Source organism: Nocardia aurea, from assembly GCF_003123685.1.
GTDB classification, from domain to species: domain Bacteria; phylum Actinomycetota; class Actinomycetes; order Mycobacteriales; family Mycobacteriaceae; genus Nocardia; species Nocardia aurea.
Map to the genome: position 1 here is coordinate 110902 of NZ_QCYJ01000084.1, position 20797 is coordinate 131698.

At 68.6% G+C, this 20797-nt stretch carries 21 protein-coding genes; 16 read left to right on the forward strand and 5 right to left on the reverse strand.

Annotated features, from left to right (window positions below; genetic code table 11):
* The first annotated feature begins 50 nt into the window (after positions 1-50).
* The 3 genes from DAT37_RS13755 to DAT37_RS13765 are packed head-to-tail and all read left to right on the forward strand — an operon-like array spanning position 51 to position 2564.
* A complete protein-coding gene (locus DAT37_RS13755) occupies positions 51-974 on the forward strand; it encodes a bifunctional MaoC family dehydratase N-terminal/OB-fold nucleic acid binding domain-containing protein (protein ID WP_109525602.1) in 924 nt (307 codons plus the stop codon).
* Complete coding sequence (locus DAT37_RS13760) at positions 971-1390, forward strand: MaoC family dehydratase (protein WP_109525119.1); 420 nt, start codon at positions 971-973, stop codon at positions 1388-1390. The genes DAT37_RS13755 and DAT37_RS13760 overlap by 4 nt, the downstream gene beginning before the upstream one ends.
* Positions 1383-2564: a lipid-transfer protein gene (locus DAT37_RS13765; protein ID WP_109525120.1), complete on the forward strand. Its 1182-nt coding sequence runs from the start codon at positions 1383-1385 to the stop codon at positions 2562-2564. Before DAT37_RS13760 ends, DAT37_RS13765 begins: the two co-directional genes overlap by 8 nt.
* Positions 2565-2589: 25 nt before the next feature.
* On the opposite strand, the gene DAT37_RS13770 is transcribed toward DAT37_RS13765, so the two are convergent.
* Both DAT37_RS13770 and DAT37_RS13775 read right to left on the reverse strand, forming a co-directional pair.
* Positions 2590-3870 carry an RNA polymerase sigma factor gene (locus tag DAT37_RS13770; protein WP_109525121.1) on the reverse strand — a complete coding sequence of 427 codons (1281 nt, stop codon included), beginning with the start codon at positions 3868-3870 and terminating at the stop codon, positions 2590-2592.
* A gap of 31 nt (positions 3871-3901) precedes the next feature.
* Positions 3902-4324: a YciI family protein gene (locus tag DAT37_RS13775; protein WP_109525122.1), complete on the reverse strand. Its 423-nt coding sequence runs from the start codon at positions 4322-4324 to the stop codon at positions 3902-3904.
* A 185-nt stretch (positions 4325-4509) separates the two neighbouring features.
* Here DAT37_RS13775 and DAT37_RS13780 point away from each other — a divergent pair, with 185 nt between their 5' ends.
* Positions 4510-4962: an NUDIX domain-containing protein gene (locus tag DAT37_RS13780; protein WP_109525123.1), complete on the forward strand. Its 453-nt coding sequence runs from the start codon at positions 4510-4512 to the stop codon at positions 4960-4962.
* A gap of 87 nt (positions 4963-5049) precedes the next feature.
* On the opposite strand, the gene DAT37_RS44905 is transcribed toward DAT37_RS13780, so the two are convergent.
* Entirely contained in the window at positions 5050-5778 is a 729-nt protein-coding gene (locus DAT37_RS44905; RefSeq protein WP_232839735.1) for a TetR/AcrR family transcriptional regulator, read from the reverse strand.
* Between the two features lie 41 nt (positions 5779-5819).
* On the opposite strand from DAT37_RS44905, the gene zapE reads away from it, so the two are divergent.
* From zapE to DAT37_RS13815, 6 genes are all read left to right on the forward strand, one after another.
* Positions 5820-6803, forward strand: coding sequence for a cell division protein ZapE (gene zapE, locus DAT37_RS13790; RefSeq protein ID WP_198654263.1), 984 nt, complete (start codon positions 5820-5822; stop codon positions 6801-6803).
* Between the two features lie 181 nt (positions 6804-6984).
* Positions 6985-7893 (forward strand): DUF4129 domain-containing protein, encoded by a 909-nt coding sequence (locus DAT37_RS13795; RefSeq protein WP_109525124.1) that lies wholly within the window; start codon positions 6985-6987, stop codon positions 7891-7893.
* Entirely contained in the window at positions 7890-8387 is a 498-nt protein-coding gene (locus tag DAT37_RS13800; protein WP_109525125.1) for a hypothetical protein, read from the forward strand. Before DAT37_RS13795 ends, DAT37_RS13800 begins: the two co-directional genes overlap by 4 nt.
* Before the next feature lie 46 nt (positions 8388-8433).
* Positions 8434-9396: an AAA family ATPase gene (locus DAT37_RS13805; RefSeq protein WP_109525126.1), complete on the forward strand. Its 963-nt coding sequence runs from the start codon at positions 8434-8436 to the stop codon at positions 9394-9396.
* Between the two features lie 446 nt (positions 9397-9842).
* Positions 9843-11048, forward strand: coding sequence for a DUF58 domain-containing protein (locus tag DAT37_RS13810; protein WP_408637412.1), 1206 nt, complete (start codon positions 9843-9845; stop codon positions 11046-11048).
* Positions 11045-11506, forward strand: coding sequence for a hypothetical protein (locus tag DAT37_RS13815; RefSeq protein WP_109525127.1), 462 nt, complete (start codon positions 11045-11047; stop codon positions 11504-11506). The genes DAT37_RS13810 and DAT37_RS13815 overlap by 4 nt, the downstream gene beginning before the upstream one ends.
* A gap of 51 nt (positions 11507-11557) precedes the next feature.
* Here DAT37_RS13815 and DAT37_RS13820 read toward each other — a convergent pair whose 3' ends face one another.
* Positions 11558-12418 carry a MaoC family dehydratase gene (locus tag DAT37_RS13820; protein WP_109525605.1) on the reverse strand — a complete coding sequence of 287 codons (861 nt, stop codon included), beginning with the start codon at positions 12416-12418 and terminating at the stop codon, positions 11558-11560.
* Between the two features lie 111 nt (positions 12419-12529).
* Positions 12530-14239 carry a 3-oxosteroid 1-dehydrogenase gene (gene kstD, locus DAT37_RS13825; RefSeq protein WP_109525128.1) on the reverse strand — a complete coding sequence of 570 codons (1710 nt, stop codon included), beginning with the start codon at positions 14237-14239 and terminating at the stop codon, positions 12530-12532.
* 101 nt (positions 14240-14340) lie between these two features.
* Here kstD and DAT37_RS13830 point away from each other — a divergent pair, with 101 nt between their 5' ends.
* The 6 genes from DAT37_RS13830 to DAT37_RS13855 all read left to right on the forward strand — a co-directional run bounded on the left by DAT37_RS13830 (position 14341) and on the right by DAT37_RS13855 (position 20786).
* Complete coding sequence (locus tag DAT37_RS13830) at positions 14341-15987, forward strand: FAD-binding protein (RefSeq protein WP_109525129.1); 1647 nt, start codon at positions 14341-14343, stop codon at positions 15985-15987.
* A gap of 1 nt (position 15988) precedes the next feature.
* Complete coding sequence (locus DAT37_RS13835; protein WP_109525130.1) at positions 15989-16774, forward strand: 2-keto-4-pentenoate hydratase; 786 nt, start codon at positions 15989-15991, stop codon at positions 16772-16774.
* Positions 16775-16865: 91 nt separating this feature from the next.
* Positions 16866-17777, forward strand: coding sequence for an acetaldehyde dehydrogenase (acetylating) (locus DAT37_RS13840; RefSeq protein WP_109525131.1), 912 nt, complete (start codon positions 16866-16868; stop codon positions 17775-17777).
* Positions 17778-17788: 11 nt separating this feature from the next.
* The gene (gene dmpG, locus DAT37_RS13845; RefSeq protein ID WP_109525132.1) at positions 17789-18823 is read left to right on the forward strand and encodes a 4-hydroxy-2-oxovalerate aldolase; all 1035 of its coding nucleotides are present in this window, start codon (positions 17789-17791) and stop codon (positions 18821-18823) included.
* Between the two features lie 146 nt (positions 18824-18969).
* Complete coding sequence (locus tag DAT37_RS13850; RefSeq protein ID WP_157978483.1) at positions 18970-19986, forward strand: hypothetical protein; 1017 nt, start codon at positions 18970-18972, stop codon at positions 19984-19986.
* Positions 19971-20786 (forward strand): hypothetical protein, encoded by an 816-nt coding sequence (locus tag DAT37_RS13855; protein WP_232839738.1) that lies wholly within the window; start codon positions 19971-19973, stop codon positions 20784-20786. Before DAT37_RS13850 ends, DAT37_RS13855 begins: the two co-directional genes overlap by 16 nt.
* Positions 20787-20797: the final 11 nt, after the last annotated feature.

The following is a 20797-nucleotide window of genomic DNA, read 5'->3' on the forward strand; positions in this document are numbered from 1 at the left end:
AGACTCGCGTGCCGGACACCACAGCACCGGAAGAGATCACCCCGGGAGACATCGCCCCGGGAGAGATCGCCACAGCCGCCGAAGCGATCATGGCCGCGGGCGAATGCGCCCCGCGCCTGGCGCGCGACCCGGTGAACCAGCCCATGATCAACAACTGGTTGGAGGCCATCGGCGACACCAACCCCATCTACGTCGACGAGGAGGCCGCCCGCGCGGCCGGACATCCCGGCGTCGTCGCGCCGCCCGCCATGGCGCAGGTATGGACCATGTTCGGGCTCAACGGCGTTCGACCGGCCGACGATCCGATGGGCGCGGCCACCGCGCTGCTCGACGAGGCCGGATTCACCTCGGTGGTCGGCACCAACTGCGAGCAGATCTACCACCGGTACCTGGTGCCGGGCGAGCGGGTGACCGTCACCAGTCAGCTCGACAGCGTCGTCGGCCCCAAACGGACCGGACTCGGCGACGGCTGGTTCCTGACCTTCCGCACCAGGTGGTACGTCGGCGACGAGAACGTCACCGAAATGCTGTTCCGCATACTGAAATTCGCACCCGGCACCGCGAAACCGCAGCGGCCGGCCGGTGAGCGGGTCGTACCGCTGGTCTCCCATGAAACCGAATTCTTCTGGGAGGGCGCGAAAGCGGGCGAACTGCGCGTCCAGCGACTGCCGGACGGATCGCTGCGGCATCCGCCGATCCCCGCGCTGTGGAAGGACAAGTCCGAGGCCACCGATTACGTGGTCGCCTCCGGCCGGGGCACGGTGTTCAGCTACGTCGTGCACCACGCGCCGAAGGTGCCCGGCCGTGGACTGCCGTTCGTGGTCGCGCTGGTCGAGCTGGAAGAGGGCGTGCGGATGCTCGGCGAATTGCGCGGCATCGATCCGGCCGAGGTCAAGGTCGGTCTGCCGGTGCGAGTGGATTTCGAGGCGCTGGACGACGATTCCACGCTGCCGTACTGGAAGGTTTCCGAATGACGACCGTGTCCGAACCGGATATCCGCGTCGGCGCGGTGCTGCCGGAGTTGGTGATCCACGCCGATCCCACCTTCGTCATCAGCACCGCCATCGCCACCCGGGATTTCCAGGATGTGCACCACGACCGTGACAAGGCGGTCGCGCGCGGGTCGAAGGACATCTTCGTCAACATCCTCACCGACACCGGACTCGTGCAGCGTTTCGTCACCGACTGGGCGGGTCCGCGCGCCGTCGTGAAATCCATCGCCCTGCGCCTCGGGGTTCCGCTCTACGCCGGTGACACGCTCACCCTCGCGGGCACGGTGACCGAACTCGACGGCGACGACATCCATATCGAGGTCACCGGGCGCGACAGCCTCGGCGACCACATCACGGCGAAAGCAGTGATTGCCTTCCCCGGGAGCCGTAGTGAGTGAGCGAAATGGCCTGTCGGGGCGGGCGGCGGTCGTCGGTATCGGCGCCACCGATTTCTCCAAGGATTCCGGCCGCAGCGAATTGCGTCTGGCCGCCGAGGCGGTCACCGCGGCGTTGGCCGACGCGGGGCTCACGCCCGCCGACGTCGACGGCCTGACCACCTTCACGATGGATACCAATACCCAGGCCGCCGTGGCGCGGGCCGTCGGTATCCCGCACCTGAAATTCTTCTCGCACATCGGTTACGGCGGCGGCGCGGCGTGTGCGACCGTGCAGCAGGCCGCGATGGCGGTCGCCACCGGAATCGCCGACGTGGTGGTGGCCTACCGCGCCTTCAACGAGCGCTCGGTGTCGCGTTTCGGGCAGTTCTCCACCGCGCTCGCGACCGCGCCCACCTCGTCGGGCATCGATGCGGGCTGGTCCTACCCGCACGGTCTCGGCACCCCGGCCGCGCAGGTCGCCATGGTCGCGCGGCGCTACATGCACGTCTACGGCGCGAGCAGCGAGGATTTCGGCCGGGTCGCGGTCGCCGATCGCAAACACGCCGCGGTCAATCCGGACGCCTTCTTCTACGGCAAACCGATCACGCTGGAAGACCACCAGAATTCCCGCTGGATCGCCGAACCGCTGCATCTGCTCGACTGCTGCCAGGAATCCGACGGCGGTGTCGCCATCGTGGTCACCAGCGCGGAGCGGGCGAAGGATCTGCCGCAGCGCCCGGCCGTCATCGTCGGCGCCGCGCAGGGCAGCGGAGCCGACCAGTACGTCATGACCAGCTACTACCGCGACGCCCTCACCGGCCTACCGGAAATGGGTCTGGTCGGCGACCAGCTGTGGTCCCAGAGCGGCCTGCGCCCCGACGATATGCAGGCGGCGATCCTCTACGACCACTTCACCCCGTTCGTCCTCATGCAACTCGAGGAACTCGGTTTCTGCGCTCGCGGCGAAGCCAAGGATTTCATCGCCGACGGCGCGATCGAACTCGGCGGCCGACTTCCGCTCAACACCCACGGCGGCCAACTCGGCGAGGCCTACATCCACGGCATGAACGGCATCGCCGAAGCCGTCCGCCAGATCCGGGGCACCTCGGTCAACCAGGTGGACGCGGTCGAGAACATCCTGGTGACCGCAGGCACCGGCGTACCCACCTCGGGCCTGGTCCTCACCGCGGGCTGACGGTATCGCCGAACGACCGGTTCGGTCAGGTACGCAGGGTGATCGCGGTTGCCTTGCGTAGCAGCAGGTCTCGTTCGCGTTCGTTGCCCGCGAGTCGGGCGGCGGCCTCGAATTCGGCGCGGGCCTCGTCGCGGCGGCCGAGGCGGGCCAGGAGTTCGCCCCTGGTCGCGGGGAGCAGGTGGTAGCGGGCCAGGCGGCCGTCGGCGACCAGTGCGTCGACCAGGCGGAGGGCGGCGTGGGGGCCGACGGCCATGGCCACCGCGGCGGCCCTGTTGAGTTCGACGACCGGTGACGGCGCGATCCGGCCGAGTGCCTCGTAGACGACGACGATGCGTTCCCAGTCGGTGTCGTCCACCGTGTGCGCGACGGCGTGACATTCGGCGATGGTCGCCTGGAGGGCGTACGCGCCGCGACCGCGACCGAGCGCGTCCACCCGTCGCAGCGCGATCCGGCCGCGCGTGATGCTGCTGCGATCCCAGCGCCGCCGGTCCTGGTCGGCGAGCAGGATCGGATCGCCGTTGACGTCGGTGCGCGCGGGAAAACGCGCCGAGGTCAGCTCCATCAGGGCGAGCAGGCCGTGCACCTCGGAGGCGTCCGGGACCAGCCCGGCGAGAACGCGGCACAGCCGCACCGCCTCCACACCCAGTTCCGGCCGCATCCAGCTGTCGCCGCGGCCCGCCGCGTAGCCCTCGTTGAACATCAGATAGAGCACGCCGAGCACCCCGGCCAGCCGAGGTCCGAATTCGAGCCGTTCCGGCACCTCGAACTGCACCCCGGCGGCGGCGAGTGTCTTCTTCGCCCGCACGATCCGCTGCTGCACGGTGGCGGTCGATACCAGACAGGCGCGAGCGATGTCCTCACTCGACAATCCGCCGACCACCCGCAGCGTGAGCGCCACCTGCGCTTCCCTGGCGAGTACCGGATGACAGGCGATGAACACCAGCCGCAGCACGTCGTCGTCGATGCGGTCGGGGTCCCACGGTGGTTCCGTGTCGTCCTCGAGCGCCATCTCGCGGGCGATTCCGGCCAGCCGTTCGGCATAGCGTTCGTCGCGCCGCCAGCGATCGACGGCTCTGCGCTTGGCGACCGTGGTCAGCCAGGCGCCCGGATTCTTCGGAATCCCGGTCTGGGGCCACTGCGCCAGCGCGTCGACCAGGGCCTCCTGGGCGAGGTCCTCGGCGAAACCGAAGTCGCCGACGGTCCTGGTCAATGTCGCGATGATCTTGGCCGATTCCATGCGCCAGACCGCCGCGACGGAACGCCGTACCGATTCCGTGCGGTCGTCCCGTGTCGCGGCGACGTTCATGGCTGGAACTCTCGAATTCTCGGTCGTGGATCTAGGATTTGCGCGCCTCGGCCTCCTCGCGCCACTGGATTTCCTTCTGGATCCACTCGTTGTCCTGCGGGAAATCCTCGTTTTCGTGCACACGGCGCACCTCGATCTTGGATCCCGGGCCGAGCGGCACGCGCTTGGCCCATTCCGCGGCTTCTTCCTTGGAAGCGACCTCGAGGATCCAGAACCCGCCGAAGAGTTCGGTGGTCTCGCCGTAAGGGCCGTCGGTCACCAGTGGCGGGTCGGCCTCGAAATCGACGACGAAACCTTCCTCGGGGCCCGCGAGTCCCTCACCCGCGAGCAGTACGCCCGCCTTGATCAGTGCCTCGTTGTACTTGCCCATGGCCTCGATGACCTGCTCGAACGGGATGTTCTTCGAAGCTTCGATCGCCTCGTCGGTCGAACGCATGATCAGCATGTATTTCATCGTTTGCTCCTTCGTCACGGGTCGTGTCTCGACCCTCTCATCCATCACGTCGAACGAGAAGCACACGGATCGACCGCCCGCCGAAAGTTTTTTCGGAATTCTTTTCGACGCGGATACCACGCCGGGCGCGGCCACCGTCGCGGCGTAGTTTGGGGCGGCGGCACCGCGTCGCCCCGAGGAGTTCGATGACACCCAAACACCTGGTCGACGTGCACGTCCTCTTCCTGCGCGACGACGAGATCCTGCTCAGCAAGCGCCGCAGCCCCGACGAATTCGACGGGAGTTGGCATCTGCCCGCGGGCAAACTCGAACCGGGAGAGTCCGCGACCGCGGCGGCGGCCCGCGAGGCCATGGAGGAAGTGGGTGTCACCCTCGATCCGGCGGAGCTGGAACTGATCCACGTCTCGCACGTGGTCGCCCCGCACCTGCCCGCCCGCCTCGGCCTGTTCTTCCGAACCCGCCGTTGGATCGGTGAACCGGATAATCGCGAGCCGGACAAATGCTACGAACTGCGATGGTTCCCCCTCGAGGCCCTGCCCGAGCAGGTCATCTCGTACTCGCTGAACGGGATTCACGCACACCGCACCGGTGCGCCCTATTCTGAACTCGGTTGGAGCGGTAGGCGGTCCGAATCGTGATGGTCGCACGTCGCGTGCGGCCGACGGACAGGCTCACGGCGCACTCCGGCCGCTGACTCCGCCCTTCCCGAGCGCCTTCGACCTACCTCACCGCTGTGCGCCGCGCAGGAAGGTCGACAGCAACGCGCTCAATTGAGCGACGCTCTCGTCGCTGCCCGCCCGCACCCCGGCCCGAACCCCCGCGAACCGGTCGAATACCGCGCCCTCGACCACCGCGACGAAATCGGCCGCCGCCCGATCGGGATCGACACTCCCCAGGGCCCGGAACAGGTCCCGGCCGCGATCGACGGAGAAGAGACTGCGCGCGAGTCGATCACGCGCCTGCGCTTCTCCGATCGATGCCACGATCAGCGCGTGACGCGCGATCAGATGGTTGCGGCGCTCGGCCAGCAGTCGGTCCAGCCATCGGGCGATGGCATGCGCGACGGAGTCGGGGTCGACGAGCCCGGTTTCGGTGCTTGTTCGCGTGGCGGAACCGCCGTCGACGCGAGCGGTGTCCAAGTCGCCGGGGCCGACGATCCCGGGACTGCTCCGCGCCGACGGGGTCAGTTCCGCAGGCACGATCGTCTCCTTCAGTTCCGAAGCGAGGAAATCCTCGCGGGAGCGGGTGGTGATGCGGTCGGCGATCGCCTCGACGAGTGCCTTCTTGGTGCGGAAGTAGTAGGAGGCGGATCCGGGCGGCAGTGCCAGTTCGGTGTCGAGGGCGCGGTGGGTGAGCGCGCGGATCCCGCGGGTGGCGATCAGGTCGATGGCCGCGTCGACCAGGCGTTCGCGGCGGTCGGTAGTGGACATCGTCACCTTCTGTGGCGGGGGCATTCGAGACTCCTCTACAAATGTAGAGGATCGAGGAGGGTGTCATGGAGACGGTCGAGTTGGATGCCGATCAACGTCGGGTCGCGGCGCGGCTGGGGGAGCTGCTCGACCGGCGCGGTCGGCCGCTGAAACGAGCTCGGGGGATCTACCTGCACGGTCGGCCCGGGCGCGGCAAGACCATGCTGATGAACCGCTTCTTCGGCAGCGTGGCCTCGGAACGCAAGAGACGCTGGCATTTCCATCACTTCTTCGCGCGGTGGCACGCCGCCGTCCATGAGACGGGTTCCATCGACGCGGCCGTCGCCGCGCTGCTCGGTGACGCCGCGCTGGTCTGTTTCGACGAATTCCACGCCGACGACATCGGTGACGCGATGCTGATCGCCCGCATACTCGACGTGCTGTTCGCCCGCTCCACGGTTCTCGTCCTGACCTCGAACCATCCACCCGCCGACCTGCTGCCGAACCCGCTGTTCCACGACCGGTTCGTGCCGACCATCGACCGTATCGTGCGGCACCTGGACATCGTCGCCGTGGACGGCCCCGTCGACTATCGAACGTTGGGCGACAGTGCCGGAACAGGTTTCGCGGCCGGGCGCTACGTCGTCACGGCGACGGCGGAGGTGAGCGCGGCCGAACGCGCGGCGTCCCGACCCGGGCGAAAGGCGTCCGACGTTCTCGTCGGCACCCGCCGCATCCGCGTCCGCGCGACGACGACCGATTCGATCACCGTCGATTTCGCCGACCTTTGCGCCACCCCGACCTCGGCGGCCGACTATCTCGCACTCGCGCACCGTTTCCGGCGGTGGACGCTCACCGGCGTGCCTCGGCTGCGCGAGGTGCATCCCGACGCCGTCACGCGTCTGGTGAACCTGATCGACGTCCTCTACGACGCCGATCGGGAGTTGACCGTGCACGCGGACGCGGCGCTGCCGGAGTTGCTGGACGGCGCGCTGGGTGTCCCCGGTATCGCCCGAATTCGCAGCAGGCTCAGTGAGATTTCACAACCCGCGCGGGTGGCTTCTGGGTAGCTGACCCAGGCCGTTTCGAGTGGTACGTTCGTACCTGGTACACCGTATAAACCCGAGGTGATACGAAGTATTCGATTCTCTCTCGAACGGGCAGCCGGGCATGTAACTATGTGGCTGTTTCGGGCAGTACTCAGGTTTGGTGGTAATCCGGTTGGTTCGGGCGCGAGCGCCGATATCGCGCGTGATCGTGCTGATCACGCTGCTGGCGTGCGCCGCGATAGCGTTGCGCGGCCACATACCCGGCGCGGGCGATACCGTCGAGCATCGGTGGGTTCCCTCGGCGATAGCGGTGGCGCTGATGCCGGTGCTGTTCACCGTCTCGGTGGTGATCCTGCTCGCCGGGGTGATCGCGAGCAGACATCGTCTCCCGCTGTCCATGCCGGACGTCGACGACGATCCCACCGGTCCGTCGAAACCCGGCCGAACCCTGGAGATCGTCCTCGGCGTTCTCGCGGTGCTCGCGCTGCTGGCGGCGGCGGCCGTCGCCGTCTACACGATCGGCCTGCGGGGTGGGAACGAGACCTCGCCCCCACCGGCGCGGACTGCCCCCGCCCTCACCCCGGTCCCCGGCGGATCGGAGCCGACCGACCCCGGTACGGCGACGGACGGGCTCAGCGGCCTTCCCCTGCTCCTGACCGGTGTCGCCGCCGTCGCCCTGATCGCGGTCGCCCTCGCCGGGCTCGTCGTCGTGGCGCTCGCCGCCCGTCGCACCCCGCGCAGGGAAGCGCAGCCGGTTCCCGCCGCGCCCGCCGTCGTGGTCGATTCGCTGACCCGCGCCGCCGAAATGGGTCTGGCCGCGATGAACGCGCCGGGCCAGGACCCGCGCACCGCGATCATCGCCTGCTACGTCGCGATGGAACGCGGACTCGCCTCCGATCGCGCCGCCGCGCCGCTGGCCTCGGACACCCCGATGGAGGTGCTCGCGCGCGCCTTCGAGCGCGGCGCCCTGCACGACGCGTCCGCGCGCGAATTGGTCAGCCTGTTCGAAGAGGCGCGGTTCAGCCCTCATTCGATGATGGAATGGCAGCGGATGCGCGCCGAACAATTGCTGCGAATCGTGCTCGCCGACCTCCAGGGGGCGCGGGCATGAACCGGGTCGTCGTCGTGGTCGCCGCGATGGTTCTCATCGCGGTGGTGGAACTGGTCACCTTCGGGAAAGCGCCGAGCGTGCTGCTGCCGGTCGCCGCGATCCCGTTGGCGCTGGCCGTCGTCCAGTTGACGCTCGGGTTGCGACGCGGACGGGAGATCGAAGAAGAGGAACCTCCCGACGATATGGAGAACGGACCCGCCGAGATGCTGTATCGCTGGCACGCGCGGGCCCAGATGCTGGCCGATCGGGCGGAGGGCACCCGCGCCGACTGGGACCGGCACCTGCGTCCGCTGCTGGCCAAGGAGTTCGAATTGTCCACCGGCCTACGGGTCGCGAAGAACAGGAAGGCGACCGAAGCCGCGGGAATCCTGCAATTCGGTCCGGAGCTGTGGCGCTGGGTCGATCCGGCGAACTCGGCACTGCGCGATCAGACCTCGCGCGCGCCGGGACGGGCCGCGCTGGACGAGATCCTGCGTCGTTTGCAGGGAATGTAGCGGTCGATCATCACACGAATGGGTTGAGGCAAGTGCGAGAAGACATATGACGATGCCGATGGACGCGACGGTCCAGCGCACCGAAGCCGTTCTCCGGGAACTGTCCCGGGTGATCGTCGGTAAGCGGGACGAGTTGCAGCTGATCATGATCGCCGTGCTGTCGGGCGGGCACGTCCTCATCGAGGATCTGCCGGGTTTGGGCAAAACCCTGATAGCGCGGTCGTTCTCGGCCGCGCTCGGCCTGGAGTTCACCCGGGTGCAGTTCACCCCCGATCTGCTGCCCGCCGATCTGCTCGGGTCGACGATCTACGACATGTCGTCGGGCCGTTTCAATTTTCGGCGCGGGCCGGTGTTCACCAATGTGCTGCTGGCCGACGAGATCAACCGGACCCCGCCCAAGACCCAGGCGGCGCTGTTGGAGGCGATGGCCGAGGGACAGGTGAGTATCGACGGCGAGACCTTCCCGCTGCCACAGCCTTTCATCGTGCTGGCGACCGATAATCCGATCGAGTACGAGGGCACCTATCCGCTGCCGGAAGCGCAGCTGGACCGGTTCGCCATCCAACTGCGCCTGGGTTACCTGTCCGAACACGACGAGGCCCAGATGATCCGGCGCAGACTCGAACGCGGCTCGACACCCCCGCAGGTCGGCAAGGTGGTCGAGGCGGGCGGTCTGCTGGAGATGCGCCAATCGGTCGAATACGTGACGGTCCACCCGGACGTGGTGGGTTACGTGGTCGCGCTCGCCTCGGCCACCCGCTCACATCCGCAGGTCGAGGTCGGCGCGAGTCCACGCGCGGAACTGGACCTGGTCCAGATGGCCAGGGCCCGCGCGTTGCTGCTCGGTCGCGACTACGTGGTCCCCGAAGACGTGAAAGCGCTCGCCGTCCCGGCGATGGCCCACCGGATCACCCTGCGCCCCGAGATGTGGGTCCGCCGGATTCGCGGCGAGGACGTGATCGCCGAACTGCTGCGCCGCCTACCCGTTCCGCGCGCAAGTGTGACGTGAGCATGCGGGGTCTGCATCGCGCGCCGGAACCCGGCGAGTCCGGTGGTGACACCGAGTCGCGGCCGACCGCGGCGGCCGGGCACTGGCCCGGGCCTGAGCCCGGGCAAGTGCCCGCACGGACGGCACGTCCGGAGGGTGGCAGCGGCGAGTCCGCGCCGACTGGTGTCCCCTCCGACACCGGGCGTCGGTCGAGTTTCTGGTCGAGGGCCGTGACCGGGCCGGTAGCACCCGAGCCGTTGCCCCGCGCGATTCCAGCGTCCACCACCGGCCCGCAGCAGGCCGTAGTCCCGGCAGCGGTCACCGCGCCGTCGGTGATCCAGGGCGCCGCCGGGCGCAGAGCCGCGGCGCAGGCGTCCGATGCCGGTGACCGGTCCGTCGCCCGCCATCGCGATGTGACCAGAACCGTCGACGCCGAATTGCATTGGCGGCCCGCGGCTCTGGTGTACATGCTCGCCGTGTGCGCGGGCGCGGCGCTGGTGGCGGCGGTCGCGTTCGGGCAGTGGCAGCCGATCCTGTTCGCCGCGCCCATGCTCGGCGTGCTCGCCACCGCCCGGTGGCAGCAGTCGCGCACCAGAATCCAGGTCGACGGCGGCGGCACGCTGCGCTGCTTCGAAACCGAGGAGGTGGTACTGCCCGTCGCCGCCTACGTCGACGCGGGACACGCCCTGCTCCGGCTGAAACCGGAGCCGGTCCACGGACTCGGGATCGAGATCGAGGAGGCGAGCGATTCCGGGACGGCGCCCGCCGGGTTGCGGCTGGCCCTCACCGCGGATCGCTGGGGCCGCTACCCCTGCGCCGTGCGGGTCTCCGCGCTCAGCCCGGCGGGCCTGGCGGTCGCCACCGTCGTGCTGCCCGCCGGGCAACTGTACGTGTACCCGATCACCGATCCGCAGCGAATGCGTTTGCCGCGCACCGAACTTCCCGAACGTCTCGGCACCCATCTGACCAGGAAATTCGGCCCCGGCGTCGAATACGCCGATATCAGGGCCTACACACCGGGCGATCAGCTGCGGACCGTGAACTGGGCGGTGAGCGCTCGGCGCGGCAGGCTCCATGTCACCGAGCGACTGACCAACCGCTCGGCCGACGTCGTCGTCCTGGTCGACACCTCGCAGCAGGCGCCCGGCCCCGCGACGGATTCGCTGGAACTCTCGGTGCGCGGCGCCGCGCAGGTGGTGCAGTCCACCCTGCAAGCCGGCGACCGCACCGCCGTCGTGTGTCTCGGCGGCACGCCGCGCTGGCTGCGCCCCGATATCGGCCGCCGCCAGTTCTACCGGATCGTCGACACGGTGCTCGAGGTCGGCGACGAACATATCGAGACGACCGGCACTCTCGCCCCGCACGCGGCGGTGCCGCTCGGCGCGATCGTGGTCGCGTTCTCCACCCTGCTCGACACCCAATTCGCGCTGGCGCTCATCGATCTGCGCAAACGCGGACACGTGGTCGTCGTGGTCGACGTGCTGCGCGGCACACCGTTCCGCGACGGTCTCGATCCGACGCTGGCCCGCATGTGGCAGCTCGAACGGGCGACGATGTACCGGGATATGGGCACCGTCGGCGTCGATATCGTCGCGTGGACCGAGGGCGCCCGGCTCGACCAGGTCATGCGCCTGCTGCCCGAACATCGCAGAAGGATCAGGGTGCGCCGATGACCAGATTCCTCGCCGTCCTGTCCGGCGCGCTGCTGGTTCTCGCGGTCGCGCTGATGATGCCGTTCGCGGCGATTCCCGCGATCGTCCTCGTGGTCGCGGGCTGGTGGTTGCGGGTATCGGCGGTGACCGCCGTACTGCTCGCGCTCGGCGTCCTCGTCGCCTCCGAGACCGGTGTCCTGGCCGCGGCCGCCGCGGGCCTGGTGGCGACCACCTACCTGCTGAACACCGCGACCGTCTCCGCCCCCGTCGGCGTGGTACCCACCACCGTCCCCTCCGTCGCGGGCGCCGTCCTCTTCTCGGTCTGCGCCATCGCCGCCGCCCTGCTTCCACTGCGCCTCGCCTGGGCCCCCATCGCCGCCCCGATCCTGGTGATCCTGCTCTACGGCTCGATCATCCAGGGCCTGGCGGTCCGCAGACCCCGCACCGCGACCGGGAGAACCGCCGCCCCGAGACGGTAGGCACCCGGTTTTCGAACCGAGTGCCGACCCCGACCGTCCGGTGCGGTGGGTCTATTCGAACCAGAGGGTGACGTCTCCGAGGACCGGGGCGTCCTCGCGCTCGACCACCGTGGCGGCGATGGTGAGCGCGTTGTCCGCTCGCCAGATTCGCGTGCGGATGGTTTCGCCGGGGTACAGGACCCCGGCGAAGCGGGCGCTGAATCCGGTGACGCGGGCGGCGTCGGAGTCGAGCACCGTGTCGGTGGCGGCTTTGCAGACCATGCCGTAGCTGCACAGCCCGTGCAGGATCGGGTTCGGGAAACCCGCACCGCGGGCGAACCCGGGATCCGAATGCAGGGGATTGCGGTCGCCGGACATGCGGTAGAGCAGGGCTTGTTGCGGCAGGGTCGGCACGGTCACGTCGAAATCCGGTGCGCGGTCGGGCAGTTCCGATTTCGCGCTCGGTCCGCGCTCGCCGCCGAAACCACCTTCGCCCTTGGCGAAGATGGAGGAGCGGCTGGTCCACAGCGTCGCACCGTCGGATCCGACGATCGTGTGCTCCTGCACCACCACGGCCGAGGATCCCTTGTCCCACAGTTCGGTGATGCGGGCCTTGCGGGTGGCCTTGCCCGAGGTCGGGATCGGCCCGTTCAGCCGCACCTCCTGGAAGCCGTGCACCACTTTCGCCAGGTCGATATCGATGCCGGGGAAGACCACCGTGGGCGGTTCGGTGTCGTGGAAGGTCGGTGCGACGGCGGCGAAGGTCGGCAGCACCTGCGGGGCGCGGTCGTCGAGGTAGCGCAGTTCGGCGGGGTCGGTCCAGCGCGCGCCCGCGCCGAGACCCAGGTGGTAGAGCTGGATGTCGGAGGGCGTCCAGGCGAACGCGAGGTCGGGCAGTTCGGCGCCGAGCGCGATCTTCGGGTCGATGGGCATCGGTTCTCCCTTGTGGATATGTGTGGACAGAACACGGCACCGCCGCGGAACGGTCCGCCCGTCCATTGTGTCGGGCGGAAACCGAACCGCGGCGTGGCGCGATGGCGGGGCTCAGGCCTCGGCGGCGGCTTTGGCCGAACCCGCCTTCTTGCGTTCGGCGATATCGAGGACGGCCAGGTAGCCGAAGGTGATCGCGGGACCGATGGTCGCGCCGGGCCCGGCGTAGGTGTGGCCCATGACCGGGGTGCTCGAATTGCCGGAGGCGTAGAGCCCGTCGATGACCGAATCGTCCTCGCGCAGTACCCGGCCCGAGGTGTCGGCGACCAGGCCGCCCTTGGTCCCGAGATCGCCCGGCACGATCTTGGCCGCGTAGAAGGGCCCCTGCACCAGCCCGGCGAGGCAGGGATTCGGCTTCACGGTCGGATCGCCGTAGTAGCGGTCGTAATGGCTGTTGCCGCGGCCGAAATCCTCGTCCTTGCCGGATTCGGCGAAACTGTTGAACCGGGTGACCGTGGCGGCGAGGTTTCCCGCGGGCACTCCGATCGCGCTCGCCAATTCCTCGAGGCTGTCGGCCTTGACGATGTTGTCGTTCTCCATCCACCGCGACGGGAAGCGCAGTCCGGGCTGGAGTCCGGCGAAGATGTAGCGGTTGCGGTACCGCTGATCGAAGACCAGCCACGCCGGAATGTTCGCGCCCGGCCCGTCGCCCTGTCCGTATTCGCCGCCGTACATGGTGTGCACGGCCTCGACGTAGGGCGCGGATTCGTTGCCGAACCGCTCGCCGTCGGGATTGACCATGATGCAGCCGGGCAGGTTGCGTTCGGCAAGCGCGAACCACGGCCTGCCGCCCTTGAAGATGGTCGGGCCCCACCAGGCGTCCTCCATGAAGCCGACCGCGCCGCCCGCTTCCATGCCCGCGATGATGCCGTCGCCGGTGTTGGCCGCCGCGCCCGTGGTCCATTCGGTGCCGATCGGCTGACGCTGGTACTTGGTGCGCATCTCGGCGTTGTGCTCGAAACCGCCGCTACCGAGCACCACGCCGTATCGGGCCGTGAAGCGCACGGTCTCGCCGTCCTGCTCGGCCTCGACCCCGGTGACCGCGCCGTTCTCGACGACGAGTTTCGTCATCGGGGTGTTCAGCAGCAGCGGCACATTCGCGTCGAGCAGCCCCTTGCGCATGGCCGCGATGATGGCCTGCCCCATCACCATCAGGTGCTTGTTGGTGAATTTCGCCCAGTAGGTGCGCGCACCGACGCGCATGGCCCGCATGATGCCCTTGGGGTGGCGGCGGATGAGGTTGAGCCGCACGAAATCGGCCTGGGTGACCGCGACGTTGAGCGGCGCCTTGGCGTAGGGCGGCTCCAGGTTGAACCGCTCCTCGCCGAGGATCTTGGCGTTGAAGGGTTTGGGTTCGCACGAGCGGCCTTCGCCCTTGCCGCCGGGCGCTTCGGGGTAGTAGTCGGAGTAACCGGGCACCCAGCGCATTTTCAGCGGGGTGTGATCGAGGACGAAGTCGAAGGCTTCCGCGCCGCGGTCGATGTAGGTGTCGATCCGTTCCTTGGGCACCACGTCGCCGATGATGCTGTGCAGGTAGGTGCGGGCGACGTCGCGGTCGTCCGGTCGGCCCGACGCCTTCAGCGCCTTGTTGCCCGGGATCCACACGCCACCGCCGGAACGGGCCGTCGAACCGCCGTAGTGGGCGGCCTTCTCGATGATCACCACGCTGAGCCCGTGGTGCGCCGCGGTGAGAGCGGCGGTCATGCCCGCGGCGCCGCTGCCGACCACCACCACGTCATATTCCCGATCAGTCATGTAGAACACGTTATAGAATGAGTGCGCCGTTGGTCTATGTTGTGTGGCAGAAGACTTGCTCGGCATTCCACTAGACGAGAAACTCGTTTCAGTTTCAGACCGGAGTGAATATGGGCCTCGAATGGGACCTGACCGCGGACGTGGTCGTCGTCGGGTACGGCGCGGCGGGTGCGTCGGCCGCGCTGGAAGCCACGGCCGCCGGTGCGCAGGTGCTCGTCCTCGAGCGGTTCACGGGGGGCGGTGCGTCCGCCCTGTCCGGCGGCATCATCTACGCGGGTGGCGGCACCTGGGTCCAGAAAGCGGCCGGGGTCGAGGACTCCCCGGAACAGATGCTGGCCTATCTGCGTCGCGAGGTCGGCACGGCCGTCGCGCCGGAGACCCTGCGCCGGTTCGTCGACCAGAGCCCGGCCATGATCGACTGGCTCACCGGACACGGCGTGCCCTTCGAACCCTCGCTGTGTCCGTACAAGACCTCGTATCCGAACGACAGCTACTACCTGTATCACTCCGGCAGCGAGGTCTCCGGCTACGGCCGCGAGGTCGCCGAACCCGCCCAGCGCGGCCACCGGGTCAAAGGCAGGGGCACCTCGGGTAAGAAACTCACCGGTCCGCTGCACGCCTCCGCCGCCCGTCGCGGTGTGCGCGTCGAAACCCTCACGCGGGCAACGGCGCTGATCACCGACGACAACGGTGCGGTGATCGGCGTCGAATGTCTCTCGCTGCGTGACGCGCCCGGCCGGGTACGCGATCGCTACACCAGGATGGCGAAGGTCGCGGCCAAACCCGGCATCTACTACCCGCCGCTGCGCAGAGCGCTGGAGAAACAACTCGACCGGCTCGACCGCCGCTACGGCAAGACCATCAGGGTGCTCGCGCGTCGCGGTGTCGTGCTCAGCGCGGGCGGGTTCATCGCCAACCGCACGATGATGGCCGAATACGGCCCGCTGTATCGCCACGGTCTGGCGCTGGGCAGCAGCGGCGACGACGGTAGCGGCATCCTGATGGCGCGCGAGGTCGGCGCTGCCACCGATCGGATGGGCAATATCTCCGCCTGGCGATTCCTGCTGCCGCCGAGTTCGTTCACCGGCGCCGTCCTGGTCGACGCCGCGGGGCGCAGGGTCATCGACGAGACCCGATACGGCGCGGCGGTCGGGCACGCCCTCATCACCGAACACGACGGCAAGGGCTGGGTCCTGGCCGACGATCCACTGATGCGCAAGGCGATCTCGCAGATCGGCGAACAGGGCGCCTGGTTCCAGCGCGCCCAGTTCGAGGCGACGCGGCGGCGCGCCGTGCGCGGGAACACCCTGGAAGCCGTCGCGGCGAAGGCCGGCATCGACCCGGCCGGTTTGCGCGCGACCGTCGCCGCCCACAACGCCGCCATCGAGAACGGCACACCGGACCCCGTCGGCAAGCCGGCCGAATTCACCGAACCCGTACGGACCGCGCCGTTCTGGTTGTTGGATGTAGGTATCCACCCGAGCGTTGTCAACCCCTGTCCGATGCTCACCCTCGGCGGCGTCGTCGTGGACGAGTACACCGGCGCGGTCCGGTCGACCAGCGGCGAGACCATTCCCGGGCTCTTCGCCGCCGGACGGACCGCGGTCGGCATCTGCTCGGACTCCTACGTCAGCGGACTCTCCCTCTCGGACTGCGTCTTCTCCGGCCGCAGGGCCGGAGCCAACGCCGCCGCCGACCCGGTCGCGGTATCCGAGCGGGCGATCGCGCTCGACTCCATCACAGCGGAAGGAAATTAGCGTGCTGTCCGACGCGGTACGGATCCAACTTGCCGAGGAACTCGATGTCGCCGAACGCGAACGCGTCGCCATCGACAAGCTGGTCGATCGACATCCCGATATCGACGTCGTCGATGCCTACGAGATCCAGCTCATCAATATCCGGCGCAAACTCGCCGCTGGCGCCGAAGTGGTCGGCCACAAGGTCGGCCTGTCCTCGAAGGCGATGCAGCAGATGATGGGCGTCGACGAACCCGATTACGGTCATCTGCTCGCCGATATGGAGGTCTTCGAGGAAGCGCCGGTCGACACCGGGCGCTACCTGTTCCCCCGGGTGGAGGTCGAGGTCGGTTTCGTGCTCGGCGCCGACCTGCCCGGCGCGGACTGCACCGAACAGGACGTGCTCGCCGCGACCGTCGCCTACGCGCCCGCGATCGAACTGATCGACTCGCGCATCAAGGACTGGAATATCGGCCTGTGCGACACCATCTCCGATAACGCCTCCTCCGCCGGTTTCGTCCTCGGCCGCGAACGCGTCGTGCCGAAGGATATCGATATCAAGGCGATCGACGCGGTGCTCACCCGCAACGGCGAAGTCGTCGCCGAAGGCCGCAGCGACGCGGTACTCGGTGATCCGGTCATCGCGGTCGCGTGGCTGGCCCGCAAGGTCGCCTCCTTCGGCGTGCGGCTGAAAGCGGGCGACATCGTGCTGCCAGGGTCGTGCACGCGCGCGATCGATGTCCGCCCCGGCGACAGTTTCCACGCCGACTTCGCCGGACTCGGCTCCGTCCGACTGCAATTCACCTAGAGACCACCCACCCCGCCGGCTCCGCCGGCCGCCACCCGCCCCCACACCCGCCCCGCCGGCTCCGCCGGCTGCCACCCCTAGGAGGCCAATCGTGTCCGATCACGGGACCGTCACCGCCGCGATCGTCGGGTCCGGCAATATCAGTACCGATCTGCTCTACAAACTGCTCCGCTCCGAGAAGATCGAGCCGCGCTGGATGATCGGGATCGACCCGGAGAGCGAGGGTTTGAAGCGGGCCGCCGGTCTCGGACTGGAAACCTCGCACGAAGGCGTCGACTGGTTGCTCGCCCAGCCCGAACTGCCCGACCTGGTCTTCGAGGCCACCTCGGCCTATGTGCACCGGGCCGCCGCGCCCCGCTACGCCGAAGCCGGTATCCGGGCCGTCGATCTCACCCCCGCCGCCGTCGGCCCCGCCGTGGTGCCGCCGGTGAATCTCGGCGGCAATATCGACGCCGCGAACGTCAACATGATCACCTGCGGCGGGCAGGCAACCATTCCGATCGTGGCCGCCGTCTCCCGGGTCGTCGCCGTGCCGTACGCCGAGATCGTGGCGTCGGTCGCCTCGGTGTCGGCCGGGCCCGGCACCCGCGCCAATATCGACGAGTTCACCAAGACCACTTCGCGCGGCGTCGAGACCATCGGCGGAGCCGAACGCGGTAAGGCGATCATCATCCTGAATCCGGCCGACCCGCCGATGATCATGCGCGACACCATCTTCTGCGCGATTCCCGAGGACGCCGACACCGACGCCATCGCCGAATCCGTGCACCGCATGGTGGCCGACATCCAGCAGTACGTGCCGGGCTACCGGCTGCTCAACGACCCGCAATTCGATCCGCCGTCGGTGATCTCCGGTGGTATGGCGAAGGTCTCGGTCTTCGTCGAGGTCGAGGGCGCGGGTGATTTCCTGCCGCCCTACGCGGGCAATCTCGACATCATGACCGCCGCGGCCACCCAGGTGGGCGAGGTCATGGCACAACATATCGTCTCGGCTCGGGTATAGGAGCTTTCACCATGACCCTCTGGACCGAATTCGACGTCCGCGTCACCGATACCTCGTTGCGCGACGGATCCCATCACAAGCGTCACCAGTTCACCGGCGAGGACGTGCGCAATATCGTCGCCGCGCTCGACAGCGCGGGCGTGCCCGTCATCGAGGTCACCCACGGTGACGGACTCGGCGGCTCCTCGTTCAACTACGGGTTCTCCAAGACCCCCGAACAGGAACTGGTCAAGATCGCGGCCGAGACCGCGAAACAGGCCAAGATCGCCGTCCTCATGCTGCCCGGCGTCGGCGTCAAGGAGGACATCAAGATCTCCCAGGACAACGGCGCCTCCATCTGCCGCATCGCCACGCACTGCACCGAAGCCGACGTCTCCATCCAGCATTTCGGCCTGGCTCGCGAACTCGGTCTGGAAACCGTCGGCTTCCTGATGATGTCGCACACCCAGCCGCCCGAGGCGCTGGCGAAACAGGCCCGCATCATGGCCGACGCGGGCTGCCAGTGCGTCTACGTGGTGGATTCGGCGGGCGCGCTGGTACTCGACGAAGTCTCCGACCGCGTCTCGGCGTTGGTCGCCGAACTCGGCGACGACGCCCAGGTCGGTTTCCACGGCCACGAGAACCTCGATCTGGCCGTGGCGAATTCGGTGTACGCGGTGCGTGCCGGGGCCAAGCAGATCGACGGCAGCGCACGCCGTTTCGGCGCGGGCGCGGGTAACACTCCCGTCGAAGCCTTCGTCGGAGTCTGCGACAAGATCGGCGTCAAGACCGGTATCGATTTCTTCGCCATCGCCGACGCCGCCGAGGACGTGGTCCGCCCGGTCATGCCCCAGGAATGCCTGCTCGACCGCCAAGCCCTGATGATGGGTTACGCGGGCGTCTACTCCAGCTTCCTCAAGCACGCCGAACGTCAAGCCGAACGCTACGGCGTCTCGGCCGCCGAAATGCTCGTCCGCGCGGGCAAACGCAAACTCGTCGGCGGCCAGGAGGACCAACTCATCGACATCGCCCTGGAATTGCGACGCGAACAGTCCGCCAACGCCTGATCGGCCGGAGTCGCCGGGAATTGTCCGGGGTGTTATCGGCGGTTCACGCACTGCGGTCGCGCGATCGGGGCTGATCGGGTATGCCGTACCTGTGAGGATCCAGTTTCGTCGGCGGCGGGGCCGTGGCGTGTGCGGATGGATGACAGATGATCTGTCCGCACTGTAGCCAGAACCTGCTGCGCCGGGAGCGCGGTGACCGGCGGTGTTCGAAATGCCGCCGGGTGTTCGCGCTGGAACCGAAGGAAAGTGTGCTCGGCCTGCACGACATCCGCGTGCGCAAGCTGGCCGAGCGGCTCGGGGACGGGCGGAATCTGCGGTACACGACGCCGCAGCTCTGGTACGCGGCCTCGCGCAGGAAACTGCCGGATCTGCGCGCGAAATACCTCGGGCGGCGGTTCCTGCTGTCGGTGCCGATCGGTATCGCCACCTTCGTCCTCGCGCTGACCGGTCTGTTCCCCGTGCTGGTCGTCATCGGTGTCGGTGTCGGCGCGCTGATACTGGTGAACCTGCTGCTGACCGCGCTCCGCCCTCGATACCTGCGTCGGGCCCCGGTGCGGATGCCGGTGCCCTACGACCGGTTCCACAAGGAGGTTGTCGGCCGGTGGTTGCAGGTCTACGGCTACCCGCCGCCCGGCTCGGTGAACGAGCGCGCCGATATGCCGCCGCCCCCGGCGAGCCCCAGGATCGCGGTGCTGTGCTCGGATCGCCATGTGCTCACCTGCCTTTCGGCCAACAATGTGTCCCAGACCTGGGGAATGGCGCTGTCGAATCGGATCGATCGGCTGCCGCCGAGCGTGCCGGTCCTGGTGCTGCACGACGCGAGCGTGCCCGGTATCGCCTTCGCGAGCGAGGCACGCGCCGCGCTCGGCTCGCGGGCCGTTCCGGTCGGTCTGGCTCCTCGGGCGCTGATCGGCAAACCGAAAGCGTTGTGCCTGCGTGACGGGCAGCCGTCGGCGACCGACGTGTCACGACTGCGCGGCGAACCGCTGTCGGAGGCCGAGACCGCCTGGCTCGCCGACGGCTGGTGGTCACCGCTGGCCGCGGTACCGCCCGCCAAATTGCTCGCGGCGCTGGACAGCGCGATGCGCCGGGTCGAGGAAGCCTCCGACCCGGATCGTCAGCGCGCCCGCGCGGTAGGTTTCCTTACGTGGCCGACCGGGTGAAAGCGCAGGTGCTCGGCCGGGCGCTGCGCGTCGCCGCCCTCCGCGCGGGTGCGCCGAGCGATATCCGATTCACCGAACGTCAGCTCTACTACGAGGTCTGCCGCGTGCTGCTTCCGGTGCCGCGCGGACTCCGGCGTCCCGCCTTCACCGTCGCCGCCCCCGTCAACTACGACGACTTCCGCACCGCGCTGCGCGCGCACCGCCCGATCCCCGGTCTGCTGACACCGCGACCGGCTCGCCCCCGCCCCGCAGGTCGGCACACCCCGGAACCGGATCTGTTCGACTACGGCCTGCCCCGCCTGCTGATCTGCGAATCCGACGACATCGCGCAGATGTTGCGCGCCAACGGTGTTCCGATGGAATCGGCCTGTCCGGTGCTGAGCGCCGCCGAACTCCCGCTGGATCCGCGCGTCGCGGGAATGCTTGAGTTGGTCGAAGGGTCCGCCGTGTATCTGCTCCACGACGCGAGCGCCCACGGTCTGGCTTTCCCCGATCGCGTGCGCGCGCTGACCTCGATCCCCGACGGAGTGCGCGTGGTACCGCTGGGACTTCGTCCCCGTCAGGCGGGTTCCCTGCACTCGACCCACCTGCCGGTGCGAAACGAGGCAGATCTCGAATCCACGGTCGACCCGTGGGAAAGCGCGTGGCTGCGCCGGAACAGATACGTCGAGGTCGCCGCGGTCCGCCCGGCCTCGCTACTGCGCACCGTGCACCGCCTCGTGCGCGAGGTCCGTCCGCGCAGCGGGACGCAATGGGGCCGCGTCCGCACGACCGGTTTCCTGACCTGGCCCACCGCATGAAAGGGGCTGCT